Below are 22,275 nucleotides of genomic sequence, written 5' to 3'. Positions count from 1 at the left end.
CGCTTAAGTCCTATTTATTGGCGGGGCTCTTCGCGGGCGAGATAGGCCTCCACTGCGGCGCCCAGCGCATCAGCATTCGGCAATTCATCGTTTTCATCGGCCAGCAAGGACCGCCGTACCGTGCCCTCGGCCTTCTCGTCGTAACGGGTCTCCAGGCGTGAAACCACCTGCTGGACTTCTTCGGAGGCCTCGAGCTGCTCGGCAATCTGGCGCCCCACTTCGCGGCCGGCCTCCCGCAGGCGGTCAGTCGGCAGCATCAGTGACGTGGCGGCACCGAGATACTCAAGCCCGGCCACCGCTGCGTTGGGGTATTCGGCTTCGGCGAGGTAATGCGGAACGTGGATGACGTACCCGGCAATATTGCGGCCGGCTTCGCTGAGGCGCAGCTCAAGGATGTGGCCCACCGCTGCGGGCACCTCCACCGTGGGCTTCCAGACCGATATCCCTTCGATGAGCTCCGGACGGTTGCCGTGAACGGTGACTCCCACCGGCCGGGTGTGGGGAACAGGCATCGGGATGGAATGGATCCAGGTCACCAGGTTTACATCAAGGTGCTCGACGATCCGGACGACGGCGCGGGCGAACCGCTCCCACTGCAGGTCGGGCTCGAAACCGGCCAGGAACAGGAACGGCTTGCCCAGCCCGTCCACCAGCCGGTACAAGGCCAGGGTGGGGGCCTGATAGTCCTGGAGGTGGTCCTCCACGAACGTGACGTGCGGCCGGCGCGAGCGGTAGTCGATCAACTGGTCGGCATCAAACACGGCCACGACCTCCGACTCGAGAGTGTCCAGCAGCTCGGCGGTAATCTGTTTGACCACGTGGCCGGCGTCCGCGAATCCCGTGAATCCCATCACCAGATTGAGCCCGCGGAGTTCCGGGTTGTCGAACAGCTCGGCGTTGCTCACGTAGAGAGCATCGGGGTCCAGCAGGGAGCCGGAAATCCGTTCAAGCACGGCATGTTCCTTTCGCAGTGGCGGCGGAGGCGGGTTCGTCAACACTATGGGTGGGGGGATCCGCGCAGATCCGCCGGATATTTTCTACAACGCACCGGCCGGCCGAAGCATTCCGCCCCGGCGGCGCGCACCGGCAATGTGCTGCAGGTCTCATCAGATTCAGCGCGGCCGGGAGGGAGAGACTACGATCGGAACTGGTCCTACGCACGGCCTTGCAGACACCGGGTTGCGTCTCAAGCCGACAACGGCCTGTCCCATGGCGGGGCGCCAAACATGCGATTCCTGCCGAAAATCACAGAGAATTGAGGACTGATCCTCGTGGTCAAGAATACTGAAATCAAACTTAGCGTCATTGCGCGTGACGTTAAGAAGTCGCCCACGGACGCCCTGGTCATTGGTGTGGCCCAGGGCCCCGACGGTCCCGTGCTGCTGGACAACCCGCTGACGGCCAAGTCCGCCGAGGCCATCGCGGAGTCCCTGAAGGTTCTTGGCCTCACCGGCGCGGCCGACCAGGTCCACAGGCTGCCCGGCCTTCCGGAAGCAGGCGCCGCCGTCCTGGTGCTGGCAGGGGTCGGCAAGCCCGGCGCCGGAGGAAAACTCACGGAGGAGGCACTGCGCCGCGCCGCCGGCTCCGCAGTCCGCCAACTTGCAGGACTCACTACGGTGACGCTGGCGCTTCCGACGGCGTCACCCGCCGACGTCGCCGCTGTCGCGGAGGGCGCCGCCATGGGTTCGTACTCGTTCACCGAACACCGCTCAGAGGCCAACGGCCGCAAGGAACCGGTGAAGAACGTGGTGATCTTCACCGACTTTGCTGCCGACAAGGACCTGCAGCCCCTGCTGAACCGCGCGGCCCTGATCGGGAAGGCCGTCAACGCGACCCGTTCGCTCGTGAACCAGCCGCCCAGCCACCTTTTCCCCGAGTCCTTCGCCGATGCCGCCAAGGAACTCTCCAAGGGCCTGCCCGTCAAGGTCACCGTGTGGGACGAGAAGCGCCTCGAGAAGGAGGGCTTCGGCGGGATCATGGGTGTCGGCAAGGGATCCACCCGGCAGCCGCGGCTGGTCAAGGTGGAGTACGCGCCGTCCAAGGCCGCCGCCAAGATAGCACTCGTCGGCAAGGGCATCACTTTTGACACCGGCGGAATATCCATCAAGCCCGCCCTCGGCATGGGTGATATGAAGAGCGATATGGCAGGCGCCGCCGTCGTCCTTAATACGGTGCTGGCGATCGCCGGCCTGGGCCTTCCCGTGAAGGCCACCGCGTGGCTGTGCATTGCCGAAAACATGCCTTCCGGGGCAGCGCAGCGCCCGGCGGACGTCCTCACCATGTTCGGGGGCAAAACCGTCGAGGTCCTTAATACGGATGCCGAAGGCCGCCTGGTAATGGCCGACGGAATCGTCGCGGCCAGCCAGGAGTACCCGGACGCCATTATCGACGTCGCCACTCTCACCGGCGCCCAGCTGATCGCACTGGGCAACCGGACGGCCGGCGTCATGGGCTCGGACAGCGTCACCGGCCCGCTTAAGGCCGCGGCCGACCGCGCCGGGGAACTCGTATGGCCGATGCCCCTGCCGGAAGAGCTCCGCGCCAGCATCGATTCCGAGGTTGCGGACCTGGCCAACATCGGTGAGCGCCACGGCGGCATGATGACCGCTGCCGTATTCCTGCGTGAATTCGTCGGCAAGGGCAAGGACGGCGAGCAGATCCCGTGGGCCCACATCGACATCGCCGGTCCGTCCTTTAATAACGGCAGCCCCTACGGCTACACCCCGAAGCAGGGCACCGGCTGCACAGTGCGCACCCTTGTGGCCTACGTGGAAGACGTCCTGGCGGCCTCCGCGTAACCGGCTCCGCCTCACCGGCCCTCCGCAGGGTCGGTGAGGCAGTTGGCGGCTTTGCGGCGGGTCATGATCCGTCCACCACATAGCCGCGTGACACTGGACACAAGCCCTCCACAAACGCCGTGACAAGGTGGAGCATGGATAAGTGGTTCGCTAAGGTGAACTGCGGTAGTCACAAATGCAAGAGAACCTGCCTGCTGGCATAATCACGGCAGAGCAAGTTCCAAGACCAGATGATGCGTACTCTCGTGTCATCGTTCACGCGAGGGAGCGTCTAAGTGGCCGATCAGGCAACTGCGCAAGAATTCGACATCCTGGTACTCGGTGGTGGCAGCGGCGGATACGCCGCGGCCCTCCGCGCCGTTCAGCTTGGCCTCACCGTGGGCCTCGTGGAGAAGGGGAAACTCGGTGGCACCTGCCTGCACAACGGCTGCATCCCCACCAAGGCACTCCTGCACTCCGCCGAGCTCGCCGACCACGCCCGCGATTCCGCAAAGTACGGCGTCAACGTCACGCTGGACAGCATCGACATGGGCGCAGTCAACGCTTACAAAGACGGCATCATCGCGGGCAAGTTCAAGGGCCTGCAGGGCCTGATCAAGTCCAAGGGCATCACCGTCATCGAAGGTGAAGGCAAACTGCAGGGCACCGACACCGTCGTCGTGAACGGCACTGCTTACAAGGGTAAGAACATCGTGCTCGCCACGGGCTCCTACTCCCGCACCCTGCCGGGCCTGGAAATCGGCGGCAAGGTCATCACCTCCGACGAAGCCCTCACCATGGATTACATCCCCAAGAGCGCAATCATCCTGGGCGGCGGCGTGATCGGCGTCGAGTTCGCCTCGGTCTGGAAATCCTTCGGTGTGGACGTCACCATCGTGGAAGGCCTGCCGTCGCTGGTCCCCAACGAGGACGCTGCAATCGTCAAGAACTTCGAGCGTGCGTTCAAGAAGCGCGGCATCAAGTTCTCCACCGGCGTCTTCTTCCAGGGCGTTGAGCAGAACAACGACGGCGTCAAGGTCACCCTCGTTGACGGCAAGACCTTCGAAGCCGACCTGCTCCTCGTGGCCGTCGGCCGCGGACCGGTCACCGCCAACCTTGGCTACGAAGAAGCCGGCGTCACCATCGACCGCGGTTTCGTCATCACCAACGAACGGCTGCACACCGGCGTCGGCAACGTCTACGCCGTGGGCGACATCGTTCCGGGCGTCCAGCTGGCCCACCGCGGCTACCAGCAGGGCATCTTCGTGGCCGAAGAAATTGCCGGCCTGAAGCCGGTCATCGTTGAGGATGTCAACATCCCCAAGGTCACCTACTCCGAACCTGAAATCGCCACCGTGGGCTACACCGAAAAGGCTGCCAAGGAAAAGTTCGGCGACGACCAGGTGGAAACGCAGGAGTACAACCTCGCCGGCAACGGCAAGAGCTCCATCCTGGGCACCGGCGGCATCGTCAAGCTGGTCCGCCAGAAGGACGGCCCCGTGGTGGGCGTCCACATGATCGGTTCGCGCATGGGCGAGCAGATCGGCGAAGCCCAGCTGATCGTGAACTGGGAAGCATACCCGGAGGATGTGGCGCAGCTGCTGCACGCCCACCCGACCCAGAACGAGGCCCTGGGCGAGGCCCACCTCGCCCTGGCGGGCAAAGCCCTCCACGGCTAAATCCTCCGCCAGTACCACCGCAAGAACCCTGAGCTTAGTGCACCCGGCATGATCCGCAGGGTGCACTAAGCTCGAACACGGCAGCAATCATCCGCACTAAAGATCAATAAGGAGAACGGGGACGACATGTCTGAATCCGTTAACTTGCCCGCCCTCGGTGAGAGTGTCACCGAAGGAACCGTCACCCGCTGGCTCAAGCAGGTAGGTGACCGGGTAGAGGTGGACGAGCCGCTGCTCGAGGTTTCCACCGACAAAGTAGACACCGAAATCCCCTCTCCGATTGCTGGCGTGATTGAGGAAATCCTCGTCGCCGAAGATGAGACCGCCGAAGTCGGCGCTCCGCTCGTCCGCATCGGTGACGGCTCGGGTTCCGCCGGCGCTGCCGAGGAAGCTGCCCCCGCAGAGCAGGCACCGGCTGAAGAAGCACCCGCCCCTGAAGAGGCGCCCTCCGCTGAGGCGCCCGCACCGGCTGAAGCCCCCGCCGCGGAGGCTGCCCCCGCAGCTTCCGGCGAAAGCCATGAAGTCACCCTTCCGGCTCTCGGCGAATCAGTCACCGAAGGCACCGTAACCCGCTGGCTTAAGGCCGTCGGCGACTCCGTCGAGGTTGACGAGCCCCTGCTCGAGGTATCCACCGACAAGGTGGACACCGAGATCCCGTCCCCGGTGGCTGGCACCCTGCAGGAAATCCGCGTCAACGAGGACGAAACCGCCGAGGTTGGCTCCGTTCTGGCCGTTATCGGCTCCGGCGCTGCTGCACCGGCCGCCCCTCCGGCGGCTCCGGCCCCCCAGCAGGAAGCCCCCGCTGCCGAAGCTCCGAAGCAGGAAGCCCCCGCCGCAGCTCCCGCGGCCCCGGCTGCCGCTCCCGCCAAGGAAGAAGCACCGGCTCCCAAGCAGGAAGCCCCGGCTGCACCGGCTGCAGAATCCGCGGCCCCGGCCGAGTCCGGCTACGTCACTCCCCTGGTGCGCAAGCTCGCCAACCAGCAGGGCGTGGACATCTCCTCGCTGACCGGCACCGGAGTGGGCGGACGCATCCGCAAGCAGGACGTGCTTGCAGCCGCCGAGGCCAAGGCTGCTCCGGCCGCCGCAGCGCCGGCCGCTTCCACGCAGGGTGCCCCCGCGTCTGCTCCGACGGCCGCCGAATCCTCACTGCGCGGCACCGTGCAGAAGGCACCGCGTATCCGTCAGGTCATTGCCCGCCGCATGCGTGAGTCCCTGGACATCTCCACCCAGCTGACGCAGGTCCACGAAGTGGACATGACTAAGATTGCCAAGCTGCGCCTCAAGGCCAAGAACTCGTTCCAGGCACAGAACGGCGTGAAGCTCACCTTCCTGCCGTTCATCGCCAAGGCAGTCGCGGAGGCCCTGAAGCAGCACCCGAAGGTGAATGCTGCCTACGACGAGGACAAGCAGGAAATCACCTACCACAACGCCGAGCACCTGGCCATCGCCGTGGACACCGACAAGGGCCTCCTTGTTCCGGTCATCTCCGACGCCGGCAGCCTGAACCTCGCCGGCCTGGCCGGCAAGATCGCAGACGTGGCAGGCCGTACCCGCGATGGCAAGATCGGCCCGGATGAACTGTCCGGCGGCACGTTCAGCATCACCAACATCGGTTCCGTTGGCGCACTGTTCGACACGCCGATCATCAACCAGCCGCAGGTCGGCATCCTCGGCACGGGTGCGATCGTCAAGCGTCCCGTGGTGGTCACTGACGAAAACGGCGACGACTCGATCGCCATCCGCTCCATGATGTACCTCTCCCTGACGTACGACCACCGCCTGGTGGACGGCGCCGACGCAGGACGCTTCCTGCAGACCCTCAAGGCCCGCCTCGAGGCCGGCGCCTTCGAGGCGGACCTGGGGCTGTAGCCCCCGGCAGGGTCTGAACAGCAGGGAATAAGCAGTCGAAACAACGGCGGCGCAGGCACCGGTGGCCACACCGGAGGTCCTGCGCCGCCGTTGTCGCAGGGACCACATTTTGGTTACCAAATCGTCGCCGTTGCCTTCCGCGGGGCTTACTACGATGCGTAGAACCAACTGGCTAGACTGGGCCCATGAACATCGTTTACAACGTCATGGTCTTCCTCCACATCATCGGTGCTGCCATGATCGTCGGCATCTGGATCGGCAACATGAAAAAGCCCACGGTGCATCCCCGCCAGTTCGACGGCGCCGCACTGCAGCTCATCACCGGCATCGTCATGATGGGGCTCATCCCTGCCCTGGACATGAACGCGAACTACGCCAAGCTCGGCGTCAAGTTCGCCATCGCACTTGCGGTGGCCGTACTGGCCTTCATCGGAAGCCGGAAATACAAGAAGAATGAGCCGATCAGCAAGGGCCTTGCGCACAGCGTGGGTGGCCTTGCCCTGCTGAACGTGGCAATCGCCACTCTCTGGCAGTAAGACTCCACACGCCCGACGACGACGGCGACGCTTCCCGCGAGGGGGCGTCGCCGTCGTCGTTTCCGCAGGGAGTCCGCCGTCGAACTCCCTGGCGCCCGTGTGGACGGTCATAATCCTCTGACAGCGGACACCCCGTGCGCCGCACGTCCTGAATCCATAGGATTGATCCGGAAGGTCCGGGCGGAAGCCCGGACCGGATCGAATCTAAGCTGAGGAGTGGATATGGCAGCAACACGCACCGCGCACACCGTATGGAACGGCGACCTGTTCGAGGGGTCCGGCAACACGACGCTGGACAGCTCCGGACTGGGCACCTACGCCGTCACATGGAAGGCCCGAGCGGAACAGTCCGAAGGGAAGACCAGCCCCGAAGAGCTGATCGCCGCAGCGCACTCGGCCTGCTTCTCCATGGCGTTCAGCCTGGCGCTGAGCCAGGCCGGCTTCACCGTTGAAGAGGTCCACACCAAGGCGGATGTCACCTTCGTGCCCGGCACCGGCATCACCGGAAGCCACCTGACGGTGAACGCCACCATTCCGGGTATTTCGGAAGAGGAGTTCCAGAAGATCGCCGGGGAAGCCAAGGTCGGCTGCCCGGTCTCAGGTGCCCTGGCCAGCATCGACATCACCATGGACGCCACGCTCGCAGCCTCCTAGGAGCGGTCGGAAGCGGCCGCTCCCGGAGCTGCCGCGCCGCCGCACGGCGAAGGCCCCGCTCCTGCCCTTGTTATTGGGGCAGGAGCGGGGCCTTCGTTTGTCCGGGGAGCGCGGACCTAGTCCTTGAGGGTGCGGGCCGGCAGGGGCGCCGGCAACAGCCGCCGGTAGCCTTCGCGCAGCGGAGGCCGGTCCGTGGGAAGTTCCTGGATCATTTCCTTGAGCGCACCGATGCCGTACTCCAGCTGGGGGTCCCTGCCGGCGGCGTAGGCATGCGGCGGGAAGGTCACCTCGATGTCCGGCGTGACGCCGTAATTCTCGACGTTCCAGCCTACGCCTCCGCTGAACCAGGTGGCGTAGCGCGGCTGCGTCACACCGGTGCCGTCAGCGAGGGAGAAACGGTTGTCGATGCCCACCACGCCGCCCCAGGTCCGGGTCCCGATGACCGGCCCGATGCCGCGCAGCTTGGACACCTGCGTGATGATATCCCCGTCCGAGCCGGCAAATTCGTCCGTCAGGATGACCACCGGCCCGCGTGGCGCGTGGTGCGGGTACGTCCGCGGCCTCTCACCGCGGGGCATGCTCCATCCGGTCACCTTGCGGCCAATGAGTTCGGCGACAAGCTGGGACGTGTGTCCTCCCCGGTTGCGCCTGACGTCCACGATCAGCCCGTCCAGTGCCGTCTCGGTATCGAGGTCGCGGTGGAGCTGGGCCCAGCCGTTCGCCATCATGTCCGGGATGTGCAGGTAGCCGTAGGTTCCTGCCGACGCTTCGCGTACAGTCCTGCGGTTGCCGGCCACCCATTCCTGGTAACGCAGGCGCTCCTCGTCCTTGACCGGCACCACAGCAATGCGGCGCTGCCTGCCTGCGGCTTCGCCGTGGGCGGCGCCGTTGCGCAAGGTCAGCTCCACAGCCTTACCTGCGGCACCGACCAGCTGCATGGCAGGTGTCAGCCCTTCGGACAGCTCCACGCCGTCGATGGCGAGCAGGACGTCCCCCGCCTTTGCGTCTGCGCCGGGCCTGGTCAGGGGTGAGGTTGCCAGCGGGTCTGACGACTCCCCCGCCAGGATGCGGGTGATTTCCCAGCCTTTCCCGGTGAAGGCCAGATCAGCACCCAGGCGGCCCTGCCCGTTGCTGCCGTTCTCGGTGACGGCGGCCGGACGAACATAGGCGTGGGATGTCCCCAGCTCGCCGTGCAGCTCCCACAGCAGGTCCACGAGGTCGTCATGCGAGCCGAGCCGGTCCACGATGGGGCGGTACCGGCGGTGCACGGATTCCCAGTCCTGTCCGGCCATGTCCTCGGTCCAGAAGAAGTCACGCTGAAGCCGCCAGGCTTCGTTGAACGCCTGGCCCCACACACTCAGCGGATGCAGGAGCACCCGGATGCGGCTGACATCCACCTTCACCAGTTGGCCGGAATCTTCGTCGCCCTTGGCATCCGCGGGCGCCACCCGGATCTGCTTGTCGTGCAGGAAGACCACCTTCCTGCCGTCGCCGGACACGCGGTAGCTGTCCAATGCGTCCACGATGGTGGTTGTCTTGCGCTTCGCCATGTCAAAACGCACCAGGCTGGGGGCGGCGTCTTTGTCGTCGGTGCTGGCCCGGCCGTCGCCGGTCACGCCGGCCAGGGCGTTGTCCAGCCACAGCAGCGCTCCGGGCGTGGCCTCAAGCGCAGAGTAGTTGCCTTGGGGCACCGGAACTCCGATCACCCGGTGCGCCAGCCCGTCAGCGTCCACCCGGACAGCGGGCACGTCGGAACCGGAGCCGGTTGCGTCGGCGTTGCCGGCCGCGGAGCCGGAGGATTCACCTTCCGGACCGTCCGCGAGGTCAACCGAGGGGCCAAAGGGCGACGGCGTCTCGGCAGCAAGGGCCACGAGGTAGGGCTTGATGGGGCTGGGGAAGGACAAATCAAAGGAATGTCCGTCGTACACGGGGTCGAAACTGCGGTTGGACAGGAACGCGAGGAATTTGCCATCAGGAGTGAACGACGGCGACGCATCGCGGAATCGTCCGTCGGTGACGTCCACGATCCGGAATTCCGGATCGTCCACGTTAACGATCCGGAGACGGCTGCGCGACCCAAAGGATGTGACCGGTTCGGACCAGCCCAGCCAGGCGGAGTCCGGAGACCAGCAGAGCCCGTCGATGGTGCCCTCGCCGATGCTGGTGACGAGCTTGATGGTCCCGCTCCGGGTATCAGCCAGGTAGACGTCGCCGAAGGCGGTACCGATGGCAAGGGTGCGCCCGTCCGGGCTGGCCTCTATGGCACTGGCCCGGGTGGGCTTGGGGAAATCGATCCTTCGCAGGCACGCGGACCCGGCCCGGTTTGCCTCCACGGCCGTGCGTTCCGGCACACCGCCGGCGACATCGCTTCCACCTTCTGCACTGTGGGGGGCGACCTGAACGGTGGCGTTGGCGTCACGCCCCGGGGCCGCGGGCTGCAGGGAATCATCGCCCGCCGGTGATGCCACGGCGGGAGTGTTCGTCCCGGATGCCGGAACGGGCCTCGGCAGGGACGTTGCGGTTTCCTGCTCCTCGGCCGCCTGGGGGCGCGGGGCCGACGCCGGCCCGTCACCGGCCACCTGCGGTGCGATTTCCTTGATGTACAGGGCCTCCGCGCCGTCGTGGTCGGCGACGTAGGCAATTCGGCCATCGATGAGCGGACGCGGCAGGCGGGCGCGAACACCGGGAGTGGCCTCCACAACCCGCGAAGGCCCGTCCTTATGGCGGAGCCAGTGAATGGTTCCGTGCGCCTCCACCGCGCTCGACGAGCCGCTGTGGTCGGGAATCACGCCCCCAAGGTGCCGGGTGGTCTTGAGGAGCGCCGGTCTCCGCCCCTGGGAGGCCGATCCCAGCGAGATATCAAGCTTGACTGCTTCTGAACCCAGGTCAGGGAGCACCCAGAGCTCTCCTGCGGATTCGAACACCACCCGCTTGCCGTCCGTGGCGGCATGGCGCACATAGAAATCTTCGTGATCGGTGTGGCGGCGCAGTCCGGTGCCGTTCGGCAGCACCGAATACAGGTTTCCGTAGCCTTCGTGGTCGGAAAGGAAGGCGATCCGCCCGTCCACCCACATGGGGTCCGCGAGGTTGCCGTCCAATTCCGGGACGAGGCGTTCGAATTCCCCGTTGCCGTCGGCGTCGATCCAGAGCTTTCCGGCGGTTCCGCCGCGGTACCGCTTCCACCAGGCCGGCTCGCGCGAGAGCACACTGGCCACGACCACCGGGCGTTCATCGCCGATCTCCGGTCCGAATGCCACCGATTCGACGGGCCCGAACGGGAGTTCCTCCGACCAGCCACCCTCCAGCGGAACACTGTACGCATGCGTATGGCGGCTTTCCGCCTGCCGGAAAGCGCTGGTGACCAGGACATCGCCGGCAGCGGTGAAGCCCTTAACCCTGGTTGAAGCATGGCCGAAGTACGTCAGCTGACGGTACCCTCCGCCGTCGACCTCCGCAGTGACAACCTCAGGCGCTGTACCCTGCACGACCGTCCACACCAGGCGCTTGCCATCGGGCGTGAAGCGGGGGTTGCGGGCCGGCAGTTGAAGGGAGGAAACCCGCCAGGCGCGGCCGCCGTCCAGAGGCGCAATCCAGACGTCGTCTTCGGCCACGAAGGTGACCAGATCGCCGTGCAGATGCGGGAAACGAAAGTAGCTCGAGGAGGTCATCGTACGATCATAGTCAAAGTACGTGGGCCGGACGGGAGGTTCCGCCACCGTGCCGGACATGGTGAGATGGATCATGCGAATCATCATGGCCGGCGCCTCAGGCCTCCTCGGAAGCGACATGTCCGCCCATCTGCGTTCGGGTGGCCACGACGTCATCCGGCTGGTTCGCCGGGCACCGGCTGATGCCAACGAATTGCGCTGGGATCCGGCGGCCGGACAGCTTGATCCCGCCCACCTTGAGGGCGCCGACGCCGTGATCAACCTGGCCGGAGCAGGGATCGGAGACCGTCCCTGGACCCGCGGCCGCATTGATGAGCTGTTCCGCTCACGGCTGGACCCCACACGCACCCTCGCAGCCGCAATGGCAAGAACAGAACAGCCGCCAAAGGTCTTCATCAGCCAGTCCGGCTCCAACTATTACGGCGACCGCGGCGCTGCCGTGCTCCGGGAGAACTCTCCTGCCGGCTCCGGAATCATGGCCAGGATCTGCCAGGAATGGGAAGCCGCCGCACATGGGGCCCCCGCCGGCGTCCGTGTCGTCAACCCGCGGACGGGGGTGGTCCTCAGCAGGTCTGGTGGCGCTTTAGGCCGCCTGCTGCCGTTGCTTCGGCTCGGTCTTGGCGGTCCACTGGGCAACGGCAGGCAATGCTGGCCCTGGATCACGCTGCCGGACGTGTCCTCGGCCTTCAGTTTCCTGCTGACCTCACCCTTGTCAGGTCCGGTCAACCTCTGTGCCCCCGAAACAGCGGACGTCAATGCACTGGTTGCCCAGCTGGCCGCCGCACTCCACCGGCCCGCATTCTTCCGGGTGCCCGCGCCGGTGCTGCGGCTGGTCATGGGCAAGCTGGCCGACGAACTCCTGCTGGGGAGCCAGCGCATGGAGCCCGCTCTGTTGGCCGAGGCCGGATTCGAGTGGATGCATCCATCACTTGCGCAGGCCGCGGCCTGGGCGACCGGCAAGGACTAGGCACTTTGGCGCCTACGCCGCCGGCAGGATCTCCTGGATCCTCCACCGCCCGCCGGAACTAACCAGGACCAGGCGAAGCTGCTCCTCCGGACCGGCAGGTTCCACCGCCACGACATTTCCTCGGGTGTCCGTTTCCCGGTATGCCGAGTTGGCCACCGTGATTGCCACCACCGCGCGTGAATCCGACGCGCCTGGCTCTGCCTCGGCACGCGTCAGGGTCGTGTCAAAGCCCGCCAGGACATGACCGGCATCCCTTAGCCTCCCGCTGATTCCGGCATCGGCAGCGGCCGCCGGGGAGTTGGCCTGGTTGACCTCGTCCAGCAGTTCGAAGTGCCCTGAGCTCAACGCTGCCGACCGCAGCCCCGCCAGCCCCCGTGCGGCTTCTTCGGGCTTTTGCGATAGCGCCAGCTGCCGGGCGTCAGCCGGAGCCGGGCCGGAGGCGGCCTCCGGCGGAACGTCAGAGGCCGCTGGTGCCTGCACTGGCAGGGGTGCCGCCGCCTGCTGCGGGGCCTGTTGCGGCCCGGCCAGGAACCATGCCGTGGCGATTCCCGAACAGGCAAGAGCTGCAGCCGCGGCGCCGATCCACCGCCGGCTGCTCCCGGCGTGACGGCCCGGTGCGCGGCCCTTTGGCCGGAGAGGACGGCCCGAGATGCCTAGGCGCCGGCGCCAGGTGCGCAGCTTCGCCGCACGGCGGGCATTGCGTGACGGCGGAACGTTACGGCGTGTCAGCAGCTGGGGAAGCACGGTGGGGTGGACGGACCCGGAAAGGTCCACCGGGGCGGGGTCTGCGCTCCGATAGACAGCACCGGCGAACTCCAGGGCTGTCGGCCGCTCCCGCCGGTCCTCCTTCAAGCCGGACTCCAATGCGGCCGCGAGGGCCGGCGGCACGCCCGGAACCAGCAGTGATAGCGGCGGACGGCTTTGGCCGTGTTCGGGTGCCTTCCCGGTCAGGCAATACCAGCCGATCGCCGCCGCCGAATAGAGGTCCCGCTCGGGCTGCAGCCCCGCCCGCAGTGCATCGACGGGTGCGGGGTCCACGAAGCCTTCCGTGCCGGCCGCGGCGGAATCCGCGGCGTCGCCCACCATGCTAGTGACGCCAAGGTCCGCCAGCAGGGGCTTGCCATGGGCCGTGAACAGTACGTTGCCCGGTGCGACATCCGAGTGCATGAATCCTTTGCCGTGCAGATACCCCAGCGCCTGCGCGAGGGGCGTCAGCACCGTCACGGTTTGGCCCACGCTCAGCGGGCCGCGGCAGCTGACCAGTCGGGCCAGGGATCCCCCTGCTGCGTAATCCATGATGAGCCCCAGGCCGCCATCCGCTGCGCCTTGGAGCCTGACAACGTCGTGCGCCTTCACCAGGTGGTCGTGATCCAGTGTGGAGAGAATCCGCAACTCACGGCGCACGGCTTCTTCCGCGGCCCGCTTCTCTCTGCCGTCAGCCCCCGTGCCGGGCGCGTACCGGGCAGGGAGTTCCGGCGGGGCGAAGCACTTCACGGCAAACTCGCGACGGGTCAGCTGTTCCCGGACAAGCCATACCCTCGCGCTGGCGCCGCGGCCAAGCTCCCGTTCAACCTGGTAGCCCGGAACCTCCGGGGCCGCACCGGCGGGACCCCCGTCGGGGGCGTCCGGGGATACCGGAGCCGCCAGGGGTGCCGGACCGCCCTCGTCTGAACCGCCGTCGTACGCGTAATCTTCCATACCCAAGGAATAGCGGAATCGGCGAAATTCCGCAGAAGTTATCCACAGGCCCTGCAATGAGAGGTTAAGCACAGAACCCGGCTCCACGGCGGACGGGGTCTAAGCTGGATACCATGACTCTTGAGTTTTCCACGCTGGGTCTTGCTCCGGATTTCGTTGATTACATGAAGGGCTGGGACACCCAGCGCGAACTCCATGACAAAGTCGTCGCAGCTGAGGCACCCAGTACAGTCCTCCTCCTCGAGCATGCCGCCGTATACACTGCCGGCAAGCTCACAGAAGACCACGAACGACCGTTCGACGGGACTCCCGTCGTAGCCGTGGACCGTGGCGGCAAGCTGACCTGGCACGGGCCCGGCCAGCTGATCGCCTATCCGATCCTCAAGCTGAAGAACCGGTCCGGCATCCGCGACTACGTTGAACGGCTCGAAGCCGTCATGATCGCCGTCATGGCCGACTACGGCATCAATGCCGAGCGGATCAAGGGACGTGCCGGCGTCTGGATCAAGGCCGACAGCAAGGGCCCGGACCGCAAGATTGCCGCGATCGGCATCCGGGTCCTGGACGGAGTCACAATGCATGGCATCGCCATCAACTGCAACAATGATCTGGCGCCCTATGCCCAGATCATTGCCTGCGGCATCACAGACGCCGGTGTCACCACGATGTCCATTGAAGCCGGCAGGACCATTACCCCCGGCGATATTGCGGAGCGGGTAGTGGAAGAATTCCGTAAGCACGAAGAAGCACTCGTTTCAAGCCCCGAAGGAGCTCTACTGTGACACTGGCACCAGAAGGCCGGAAGATGCTGCGTATTGAGCAGCGCAATGCGGCTACTCCGGTGGAGCGTAAGCCGGAGTGGATCAAGGCCAAGGTCCAGATGGGCCCGGAGTTCGTCCAGCTCAAGAACCTGGTGAAGAAGGAAGGCCTGCACACCGTCTGTGAAGAGGCCGGCTGCCCGAACATCTTCGAATGCTGGGAAGACAAGGAAGCCACTTTCCTGATCGGCGGCTCCGAATGCACCCGGCGCTGCGATTTCTGCCAGATCGATACCGGCAAGCCTTCACCGGTGGACATGTTTGAGCCCACCAAGGTGGCCCGCTCGGTCCAGGCCATGCAGCTGCGCTACGCCACCGTGACCGGCGTGGCCCGGGACGACCTCGCCGACGAGGGCGTCTGGCTCTACGCCGAGACCGTCCGCAAGATCCACGAACTGAACCCGGGCACCGGCGTCGAACTCCTGATCCCGGACTTCTCCGGCAAACCCGAACACATCGCCGCGATCTGCGACTCCAAGCCCGAGGTCTTCGCGCACAACGTCGAGACCGTCCCGCGGATCTTCAAGCGCATCCGCCCCGCGTTCCGCTACGACCGGTCCCTGGACGTCATCACGCAGGGCCGGAACCTGGGCATGGTCACCAAATCCAACCTGATCCTGGGCATGGGAGAAACCCGCGAGGAAATCTCCGAGGCCCTGCGCGACCTGCACGAGGCCGGCTGCGACCTGATCACGATCACCCAGTACCTGCGCCCGTCCGAACGCCACCTGCCGGTAGACCGCTGGGTCAAGCCGCAGGAATTCGTCGACCTCGCCACGGAGGCCGAAGAGATCGGTTTCCTCGGCGTGATGTCCGGACCGCTGGTGCGCTCCTCCTACCGTGCCGGCCGGCTCTGGGCCACCGCGATGCGCAAGAAGGGCTGGGACATCCCGGCCGAACTCGCGCACATCGAGTCCTCCGGCAGCACCCGCCAGGAAGCCAGCTCGCTCATCGCAGCACACCACTAGGACCTTTCGTAACATTTATGCCTGAGGGCCGGCACCGGAGTACTTCGGCGTCCGGCCCTCAGGCATAAATCACGTAGAATTAAGGCACTATGGCGAATTCCCCTGATTCCAGCAAACCGACTCCGGCAGCATCCGACGCTCCGAAGCGTGGCCTCTTCTCTCGCAAGCCGAAGGAAGCCAAGGTCAAGAAGCCCAGCAGGCTGAAGCAGATCAACGAAGTCTTCCAGATGACGCGCCGCCACGACCCCATGGTGGTCTGGATGATGCTGCTCGCCTTCCTTGGAGTCGTAGCCGTCAGCTTCCTTGTGGGCTTCCTCCTCGACAACTGGATCACGGGCCTGATCATCGGCATCCCCCTTGGGCTGCTGGCCGCCACCCTCATCCTCTCGCGCCGCGCTGAACGGGCCGCTTTCGCCCAGATCGAAAACCAGCCCGGCGCTTCCGGGGCCGCCCTGGGCACGCTGAAGCGCGGATGGATCACCGAGGACCAGCCGGTCGCGGTCAACCCCCGCACCCAGGACGCCGTCTTCCGCGCCATCGGCCGTCCCGGCGTCGTGCTTGTCAGCGAAGGCCCCACCCACCGGGTCCGGCCCCTCGTCGACGCCGAACGCAAGCGGCTGGCGCGCATCCTGCCCAACGTCACTGTCCACGTGATTGAGAGCGGCCGTGGCGAGGGCCAGGTGCCCATCAGCCAGGTCGCCAAGAAAATGAACAAGCTGGACAAGGAACTGACCAAACTCGAGGTCAACGCTGTTTCGAAGCGCATTTCCTCGCTGGGAAACCGACTCCCCATCCCCAAGGGAATCGACCCCTACAAAGCCCGGCCGGACCGCAAAGCAGCCCGCGGCCGTTAGCAGCACAGGCAACGCCCCGGAAACCGGCCATCTGGCCGGCAACCGGGGCGTTTGCTTTGGGCCATGTGCCGGCCACGCCGAAACGTCGTCAAAAGAAACCGGAGCACCGTGAAACTTCCCTCGAAAACTACCGTCATCCGGGTCTTCCGGGCCCTCGCCGTAGCCGAAGCCTTCAGCTGGGCGGCGCTCCTCACCGGAATGTACTTCAAGTGGGTGGCCCGGACCACGGAGCTTGGCGTGGAAATTGCCGGACCCCTACACGGCGCCCTGTTCGTCGCCTACGGCGTAGCCGCGCTGGCCCTGTGGCGGCTGCAGCGGTGGCCCTTCCGGGTGGCCTTCCTCGCCGGGGTCTCTGCGGTGTTTCCCTTTGCCACGGTACTGTTCGAGCGCTGGGCAGGCAGGCGCGGCTACCTGACGGCAGCGGGCACCGAGCGGCGCGCAGCCAAGGAACACGAAACCGCCGGCGTCTGAGCAGGTCCCGCCAGGCGCAGCCGCAGGGCGGCCTTCCGCCGAGGCGGGGCCGCCGGGCCTGCTACATGCGCACCAGGATGGTATTCATCGCTTTATCGTGCAGGCCGCGGTGATCCGGATCGAAAATTACCGCCGGGATCACCAGGCACAGCAGCAAGGTGCGGACCAACGCAGCCAACGGCCCAGCCGGAGCGCCACCGAGGCGCACCACATGAATGCCCAGAAGCCGGTGGCCAATGCTGTAGCCAAGAGTGCCGATCAGTAGGATCTGTTCCGCCGCAAAAACGGCCAGCGTTGCCCACGGGTCCCCGCCGAACGCGTAATTGCTGATCAACAGCGCCAGTCCCCAGTCAATGCAGATGGCCAGGATTCTACGACCGGCACGGGCGATGGACCCCCGGCCCGCCTCGGGCAGGCCAAGGCGCTCCCCCGGATATTTCGAAATGCCGGATGTGTCCGGCCCGCTCAGCCAGGAGCCTATGTCTCTGCGATCAACCACGGATCAAGCCTATCCGGTGCACGGCGCCCGTCGTTCATCGGATCTCACCGGAACTCCCCGTGAAAGTTCCGGACAAGTTCACTCTATGGATGCGGATGGACCACAGTGTGGACACCGTATAGCGTTTACATATCAGGCGGTTCTGTAACCTGCCGGAAACATAGCGGACATGGCCGGGAAATCCCGTGTCCCTAGGGTGGTAACAGTTGCTAGCGAGCTAGGAGCGGGGACACTTTTGTGTTTTCGCGCCGTCGGATTGCGCTGGACCACATGGCTTTCCAGCCAGTTATTACTTATGCGTAAGGAGCATAGATGTTTAAGACTGCGGACGAGGTCCTCAAGTTCATCAAGGACGAAGATATTAAGTTTGTCGATATCCGCTTCACCGACCTTCCTGGCGTGCAGCAGCACTTCAACGTGCCGGCTAAGAGCGTTGATGCAGACTTCTTCATCAATGGCCAGCTCTTCGACGGTTCGTCCATCCGCGGCTTCCAGGGCATCGCCGAGTCCGACATGCAGCTCATCCCGGACGTCACCACGGCGTTCCTGGACACGTTCCGCATGGAGAAGACGCTCGCATTGAACTTCTCCATCGTGAACCCCCGCACCGGTGACCCTTACCACCGCGACCCCCGCGGCGTGGCAGAGAAGGCAGAGGCCTACCTCGCGTCCACCGGCATCGCCGACACCGCGTTCTTCGCGCCTGAAGCCGAGTTCTTCGTCTTCGACAACGTCCAGTACCAGTCCTCGCCGCAGGGCAGCTTCTACAAGATCGACTCCGAAGAAGCGCACTGGAACACCGGCCGCGAAGAAGAAGGCGGAAACCTGGGCTACAAGACCCCCGTCAAGGGCGGTTACTTCCCGGTATCCCCCACCGACAAGCAGGCTGACCTGCGCGACGCCATGTGTGTTGCGCTGGACGAAGCCGGCCTTGAGGTCGAGCGCAGCCACCACGAAGTCGGCTCCGCCGGCCAGGCTGAGATCAACTACAAGTTCACCACGCTGACCCACGCGGCAGATGACCTGCAGAAGTTCAAGTACGTCATCAAGAACACCGCGGACGCCTGGGGCAAGTCGGTCACCTTCATGCCGAAGCCCGTCTTCGGTGACAACGGCTCGGGCATGCACTGCCACCAGTCGCTGTGGAACGGTGGCGAGCCGCTGTTCTACGACGAAAAGGGCTACGCCGGTCTCTCCGACATGGCACGCTGGTACATCGGCGGCCTGCTGAAGCACTCCTCCGCCGTCCTCGCCTTCACCAACCCGACGGTCAACTCATACCGCCGCCTGGTCAAGGGCTTCGAAGCTCCGGTCAACATGGTTTACTCGCAGGGCAACCGCTCCGCCGGTATCCGCATCCCGATCACAGGCTCCAACCCGAAGGCCAAGCGCATCGAGTTCCGCGCTCCGGACCCCTCGTCCAACCCGTACCTGGCGTTCGCTGCCCAGCTGATGGCCGGCATTGACGGCATCCGCAACCGCATCGAACCGCCGGCTCCCATCGACAAGGACCTCTACGAGCTCCCCGCCGAAGAAGCCAAGGACATTCCCAAGGCTCCGGGCACCCTCGAGGAAGCCCTTGATGCCCTGGCCGAGGACAACGAGTTCCTCCAGGCCGGCGGCGTTTTCACCCAGGACCTGATCGACACCTGGATCGAGTACAAGTACGAGAACGAGATCCGTCCGCTCTCCCTGCGCCCGAACCCGTACGAGTTCGAGCTCTACTACGGCGTCTAGTCGCTAGCGGCTTTCCGCCACCGGATTGCACGACGACGGCCCCCACCTTTTGGTGGGGGCCGTCGTCTTTTTGTTGCATCGGCTTTTACTGCACCGGACGCCTAAGTCGTTGCCGGCTGCGAATACCGGTTCAGCGCTTGCCGTACTTCTTATGGACGGCTTGCCTGGTGACGCCGAGGCACACTGCGATGGCCTCCCAGGAAAGCCCCGCCCTACGGGCGCGGAGCACAGCTTCCGTTTCGGTGCGCGCCAGCTCCTTGTGGAGCTCCGCGACGGTGTACAACGCTTCCGCCGGACCCTTGCCGTCCATTGAACCGATCAACGTCTTCATGGCCCACCTCCTTCGTCAACCTTAGTTGACAGAGGGCCGAGCGTCAACCCAGGTTGACAAAAGGGCCAGCGCTTGAGGCGGCTTAGAAGGCCCGGTACATGGTCCGCTGCGGTCCGGCGTTGCCGCCAAGATACTGTCCGCGGTCCTCGAATCCCGCTTTGCGGTAAGCCGCCTGGCCGGCGGGGTTTCGTTCGTTCACGGAAAGGACGACGCCGGCCTCTCCCCCGCCCAGCCTGGCCGTCAGTTTAGCGGCCTCCCGGACCGCTGCGGAGGCGGCGAGGGTGCCCAGTCCCTGGCCTTGGCGGCGGCGGTCGATCAGGAATCCGCGCAGCAGCCACACTGACTCGTCGTCAGCCCAGCCGGCCAGCGATGCCGCGCCGCGTTGCAGCGTCAGCACACCAACTGCCATACCGCCGGAGTCCACCACATAGGGAACGCGAGAATCCTCTTCCAGGGCCACGAGCATCATCCGCAACGGATCGCCGGCGAAGTCCTGCTGGTCGGCAGCGAGCTCAAGTTCCGCGATTTCGCCGAGCTTGATTGCCCTTGCATCGTCATCGAGGTTCTTCAGGGCAATGAGCCACACGTCTTCAGGCATGCAAGAAGCCTATCCAAACCGTCCGCGGTAACCCGCCCCGGGCAGTCCGCCCGGGCCCCGGCCGGCACCAGAGACCCGCCCGGAGGCGACGGGCGGGTCAGGCCACCGGATCCTTGGGTGGCCCGGCCGGGTCCATCCAGAAGACCTCCCAGAGGTGGCCGTCCGGGTCCTGGAAGCTGTGCGTATACATAAAGCCGTAGTCCTGGGCTTCTTCGGACGGGGTACCGCCCGCAGTGAGCGCCGTCCTGACCAGCTCGTCCACAGCTTCCCGGCTGTCCAGGGAGAAGGACATAATGGCCTCCGTGGCGCTGCGGGCGTCGGCAACGGGCCTGGAGGTGAATGTCTTGAAGTAGCCCTCCACCAGCAGCATGACGAAGGCGTTGTCGTTGATGATCATTGACGTGGCGTTCTCGTCCGTGAAGTCAGGGTTGAAGGAAAAGCCCAGTGCGGTGAAGAACTCCACGCTCTTGTCGAGGTCCTTGACGGGGAGGTTCAGGAACAATTGCTTGGCCATGGGCTCCAAAATAGCACCGTGGTCAAGGCATGTCAGCCCCGGAACGCTCCCCGCCGGGCCTCCCGAATTACAGCACCTTGGAAAGGAAATCCCGGGTGCGCTGCTGCTGGGGGTTTCCGAACAGACCCTCCGGGGGTCCCTGCTCGCAGATGACGCCGTCGGCCATGAACAGCACGCGGTCGGCCACTTCCCGGGCAAAGCCCATCTCGTGGGTGACCAGCACCATTGTCATCCCGTCGCGGGCCAGGTCCTTGATGACCTGCAGCACTTCGCCCACCATTTCCGGGTCAAGCGCGGACGTCGCCTCGTCAAAGAGCATGATGTCCGGGTTCATGGCCAGCGCCCGGGCGATGGCCACGCGCTGCTTCTGGCCGCCGGAGAGCGACGCCGGGCGGGCATCCGCCTTCTCGGCGAGTCCCACGCGCTCCAGGAGCTTCAGGGCGCTGGCCCGGGCCTCGTCCTTGCCCTGCTTCCCGGACTCCACCGGCGCCAGCATGATGTTCTCGATCACGGACATGTGCGGAAACAGGTTAAAGTGCTGGAAGACCATGCCGATGTGCCGCCGGACCTCGTTGATATCCACCTTGGGGTCCGTCACGTCGAAGCCGTCCACTGTGACGTGGCCGCCGGTGATGTCCTCCAGCTTGTTCAGGCAGCGCAGGAAGGTGGACTTACCGGAGCCGGAAGGCCCGATCACGCAGACCACCTCGCCTTCGGCGACCTCGGCGTTGATGCCTTTGAGCACCTGGTTGGAACCGAAGGACTTCGTCAGTTCCCTGACGGAGATCTTGCTGGGGGCAGTGAGTGCCGTGCTCATTTGTTGAACCTCTTATCCGCGACGTTGGCCAGTTTGGTCAGCAGCATGATGACCACGAAGTACAGGACCGCGACAATCAGCAGGGTTTCGGTGATCCGGAAGTTCCCTGCGTAGATCTGCTGGCCCTGGTAGAGCAGTTCGGCGAATCCGATGGCGAGCAGCAGCGAGCTGTCCTTGAGCATGATGATCAGCTGGTTGATCAGGGAGGGCGTCATGATCTTGAACGCCTGCGGGACCACCACTTTTTGCATGGACTTCGCGTATCCGAGGCCCAGGCTGCGGCTGGCTTCGAGCTGGCCGGGGTCCACCGACTGGATGGAGCCGCGGACGATTTCGGTGATGTAGGCGCCGGCGTTGAGGCTGAGCGTCAGCACGCCCGCCACCCAGATGTCGATGGGCTGGCCGGTCAGTTGGGGAATGCCGAAATAGAAGAAGAAGGCCCAGACCAGCAGCGGGGTTCCCCGGAAGATGCTGACGAAGGTGGTGGCGATCCCGCGCAGCACCACGCTGGTGGAGATCTTCAGGAACCCCATGAAGAGGCCGATCAGCATGGCCAGGGCGAAGGAAATCGCGGTGACCAGGACAGTGTTGCCAAGGCCCTTCATCAGCGCCGGGAAGCTGTTGGCCAGGAGGTCCCAGAAGCTGGACTCGGCGGCCTGCGTGGGGTCCTTGAGGTACTTGTCCAGGATTTCCTGGTACTTGCCGCTGGACTTCAGCTCCGCCAGGCCGGTGTTGAACGCTTGGAGCAGTTCCGGGTTCTGGCCCTTGTTGACGGCGAAGCCGTAGGAGCCGCCTTTTTCCTTCTCGGACACGGCCTTGA

Annotated in this window: 20 protein-coding genes; 11 read left to right on the top strand and 9 right to left on the bottom strand. The window is 65.2% G+C overall.

The window, feature by feature from the left end; all coding sequences use genetic code 11:
- Positions 1–14: 14 nt before the first annotated feature.
- Complete coding sequence (locus tag ARTH_RS08195) at positions 15–953, bottom strand: proteasome assembly chaperone family protein (protein ID WP_011691474.1); 939 nt, start codon at positions 951–953, stop codon at positions 15–17.
- A gap of 318 nt (positions 954–1,271) precedes the next feature.
- On the opposite strand from ARTH_RS08195, the gene ARTH_RS08190 reads away from it, so the two are divergent.
- The 5 genes from ARTH_RS08190 (at position 1,272) to ARTH_RS08170 (ending at position 7,515) form a co-directional block, all read left to right on the top strand.
- Entirely contained in the window at positions 1,272–2,798 is a 1,527-nt protein-coding gene (locus ARTH_RS08190) for a leucyl aminopeptidase (RefSeq protein ID WP_011691473.1), read from the top strand.
- 275 nt (positions 2,799–3,073) lie between these two features.
- Complete coding sequence (gene lpdA, locus ARTH_RS08185) at positions 3,074–4,456, top strand: dihydrolipoyl dehydrogenase (RefSeq protein WP_011691472.1); 1,383 nt, start codon at positions 3,074–3,076, stop codon at positions 4,454–4,456.
- 126 nt (positions 4,457–4,582) lie between these two features.
- Positions 4,583–6,325 (top strand): 2-oxoglutarate dehydrogenase, E2 component, dihydrolipoamide succinyltransferase, encoded by a 1,743-nt coding sequence (sucB, locus tag ARTH_RS08180; RefSeq protein ID WP_011691471.1) that lies wholly within the window; start codon positions 4,583–4,585, stop codon positions 6,323–6,325.
- Between the two features lie 185 nt (positions 6,326–6,510).
- Positions 6,511–6,861: a hypothetical protein gene (locus tag ARTH_RS08175; RefSeq protein ID WP_011691470.1), complete on the top strand. Its 351-nt coding sequence runs from the start codon at positions 6,511–6,513 to the stop codon at positions 6,859–6,861.
- A gap of 222 nt (positions 6,862–7,083) precedes the next feature.
- Positions 7,084–7,515 carry an OsmC family protein gene (locus ARTH_RS08170; RefSeq protein WP_011691469.1) on the top strand — a complete coding sequence of 144 codons (432 nt, stop codon included), beginning with the start codon at positions 7,084–7,086 and terminating at the stop codon, positions 7,513–7,515.
- A gap of 116 nt (positions 7,516–7,631) precedes the next feature.
- Here ARTH_RS08170 and ARTH_RS08165 read toward each other — a convergent pair whose 3' ends face one another.
- Complete coding sequence (locus ARTH_RS08165) at positions 7,632–11,183, bottom strand: S41 family peptidase (RefSeq protein WP_011691468.1); 3,552 nt, start codon at positions 11,181–11,183, stop codon at positions 7,632–7,634.
- A 73-nt stretch (positions 11,184–11,256) separates the two neighbouring features.
- On the opposite strand from ARTH_RS08165, the gene ARTH_RS08160 reads away from it, so the two are divergent.
- Positions 11,257–12,150 (top strand): TIGR01777 family oxidoreductase, encoded by an 894-nt coding sequence (locus ARTH_RS08160; RefSeq protein ID WP_043429648.1) that lies wholly within the window; start codon positions 11,257–11,259, stop codon positions 12,148–12,150.
- Between the two features lie 12 nt (positions 12,151–12,162).
- Here ARTH_RS08160 and ARTH_RS08155 read toward each other — a convergent pair whose 3' ends face one another.
- Positions 12,163–13,848 carry a serine/threonine-protein kinase gene (locus ARTH_RS08155; protein WP_011691466.1) on the bottom strand — a complete coding sequence of 562 codons (1,686 nt, stop codon included), beginning with the start codon at positions 13,846–13,848 and terminating at the stop codon, positions 12,163–12,165.
- A 104-nt stretch (positions 13,849–13,952) separates the two neighbouring features.
- Here ARTH_RS08155 and lipB point away from each other — a divergent pair, with 104 nt between their 5' ends.
- From lipB to ARTH_RS08135, 4 genes are all read left to right on the top strand, one after another.
- Positions 13,953–14,630, top strand: coding sequence for a lipoyl(octanoyl) transferase LipB (gene lipB, locus ARTH_RS08150; protein ID WP_374068733.1), 678 nt, complete (start codon positions 13,953–13,955; stop codon positions 14,628–14,630).
- Positions 14,627–15,634: a lipoyl synthase gene (lipA, locus tag ARTH_RS08145; RefSeq protein WP_011691464.1), complete on the top strand. Its 1,008-nt coding sequence runs from the start codon at positions 14,627–14,629 to the stop codon at positions 15,632–15,634. The genes lipB and lipA overlap by 4 nt, the downstream gene beginning before the upstream one ends.
- 89 nt (positions 15,635–15,723) lie before the next feature.
- The gene (locus ARTH_RS08140) at positions 15,724–16,488 is read left to right on the top strand and encodes a DUF4191 domain-containing protein (protein ID WP_011691463.1); all 765 of its coding nucleotides are present in this window, start codon (positions 15,724–15,726) and stop codon (positions 16,486–16,488) included.
- 108 nt (positions 16,489–16,596) lie between these two features.
- Positions 16,597–16,959 (top strand): DUF3817 domain-containing protein, encoded by a 363-nt coding sequence (locus ARTH_RS08135; protein WP_011691462.1) that lies wholly within the window; start codon positions 16,597–16,599, stop codon positions 16,957–16,959.
- 61 nt (positions 16,960–17,020) lie between these two features.
- On the opposite strand, the gene ARTH_RS08130 is transcribed toward ARTH_RS08135, so the two are convergent.
- A complete protein-coding gene (locus ARTH_RS08130) occupies positions 17,021–17,458 on the bottom strand; it encodes an RDD family protein (protein WP_011691461.1) in 438 nt (145 codons plus the stop codon).
- 312 nt (positions 17,459–17,770) lie between these two features.
- Here ARTH_RS08130 and glnA point away from each other — a divergent pair, with 312 nt between their 5' ends.
- Positions 17,771–19,195, top strand: coding sequence for a type I glutamate--ammonia ligase (gene glnA / locus ARTH_RS08125; RefSeq protein ID WP_011691460.1), 1,425 nt, complete (start codon positions 17,771–17,773; stop codon positions 19,193–19,195).
- Between the two features lie 130 nt (positions 19,196–19,325).
- Here the strand turns inward: glnA and ARTH_RS08120 are convergent, their stop codons facing one another.
- The 5 genes from ARTH_RS08120 to ARTH_RS24475 all read right to left on the bottom strand — a co-directional run bounded on the left by ARTH_RS08120 (position 19,326) and on the right by ARTH_RS24475 (position 22,267).
- The gene (locus tag ARTH_RS08120; protein WP_011691459.1) at positions 19,326–19,526 is read right to left on the bottom strand and encodes a hypothetical protein; all 201 of its coding nucleotides are present in this window, start codon (positions 19,524–19,526) and stop codon (positions 19,326–19,328) included.
- Positions 19,527–19,608: 82 nt separating this feature from the next.
- Positions 19,609–20,124, bottom strand: a complete 516-nt coding sequence (locus tag ARTH_RS08115) for a GNAT family N-acetyltransferase (protein WP_011691458.1) — start codon at positions 20,122–20,124, stop codon at positions 19,609–19,611.
- A gap of 97 nt (positions 20,125–20,221) precedes the next feature.
- A complete protein-coding gene (locus ARTH_RS08110; protein WP_043429647.1) occupies positions 20,222–20,638 on the bottom strand; it encodes a VOC family protein in 417 nt (138 codons plus the stop codon).
- Between the two features lie 67 nt (positions 20,639–20,705).
- Positions 20,706–21,455 carry an amino acid ABC transporter ATP-binding protein gene (locus tag ARTH_RS08105; RefSeq protein WP_011691456.1) on the bottom strand — a complete coding sequence of 250 codons (750 nt, stop codon included), beginning with the start codon at positions 21,453–21,455 and terminating at the stop codon, positions 20,706–20,708.
- Positions 21,452–22,267 carry an ABC transporter substrate-binding protein/permease gene (locus ARTH_RS24475; protein ID WP_011691455.1) on the bottom strand — a complete coding sequence of 272 codons (816 nt, stop codon included), beginning with the start codon at positions 22,265–22,267 and terminating at the stop codon, positions 21,452–21,454. Before ARTH_RS24475 ends, ARTH_RS08105 begins: the two co-directional genes overlap by 4 nt.
- Positions 22,268–22,275 lie beyond the last annotated feature (8 nt).

Source organism: Arthrobacter sp. FB24 (genome assembly GCF_000196235.1).
In the GTDB taxonomy this organism is placed as follows: domain Bacteria; phylum Actinomycetota; class Actinomycetes; order Actinomycetales; family Micrococcaceae; genus Arthrobacter.
The sequence above is the reverse complement of the archived record's forward strand: the minus strand, read 5'-3'. Positions and strand labels throughout refer to the sequence as shown.

Coding starts and splice junctions, on each gene's coding strand:
- ARTH_RS08175 (WP_011691470.1), top strand. CDS start 6,511: ATGAACATCGTTTACAACGTCATGGTCTTCCTCCACATCATCGGTGCT.
- ARTH_RS08165 (WP_011691468.1), bottom strand. CDS start 11,183: ATGACCTCCTCGAGCTACTTTCGTTTCCCGCATCTGCACGGCGATCTG.
- ARTH_RS08120 (WP_011691459.1), bottom strand. CDS start 19,526: ATGAAGACGTTGATCGGTTCAATGGACGGCAAGGGTCCGGCGGAAGCG.
- ARTH_RS08160 (WP_043429648.1), top strand. CDS start 11,257: ATGCGAATCATCATGGCCGGCGCCTCAGGCCTCCTCGGAAGCGACATG.
- ARTH_RS08105 (WP_011691456.1), bottom strand. CDS start 21,455: ATGAGCACGGCACTCACTGCCCCCAGCAAGATCTCCGTCAGGGAACTG.
- ARTH_RS08115 (WP_011691458.1), bottom strand. CDS start 20,124: ATGCCTGAAGACGTGTGGCTCATTGCCCTGAAGAACCTCGATGACGAT.
- glnA (WP_011691460.1), top strand. CDS start 17,771: ATGTTTAAGACTGCGGACGAGGTCCTCAAGTTCATCAAGGACGAAGAT.
- ARTH_RS08110 (WP_043429647.1), bottom strand. CDS start 20,638: ATGGCCAAGCAATTGTTCCTGAACCTCCCCGTCAAGGACCTCGACAAG.
- ARTH_RS08155 (WP_011691466.1), bottom strand. CDS start 13,848: ATGGAAGATTACGCGTACGACGGCGGTTCAGACGAGGGCGGTCCGGCA.
- sucB (WP_011691471.1), top strand. CDS start 4,583: ATGTCTGAATCCGTTAACTTGCCCGCCCTCGGTGAGAGTGTCACCGAA.
- ARTH_RS08140 (WP_011691463.1), top strand. CDS start 15,724: ATGGCGAATTCCCCTGATTCCAGCAAACCGACTCCGGCAGCATCCGAC.
- ARTH_RS08170 (WP_011691469.1), top strand. CDS start 7,084: ATGGCAGCAACACGCACCGCGCACACCGTATGGAACGGCGACCTGTTC.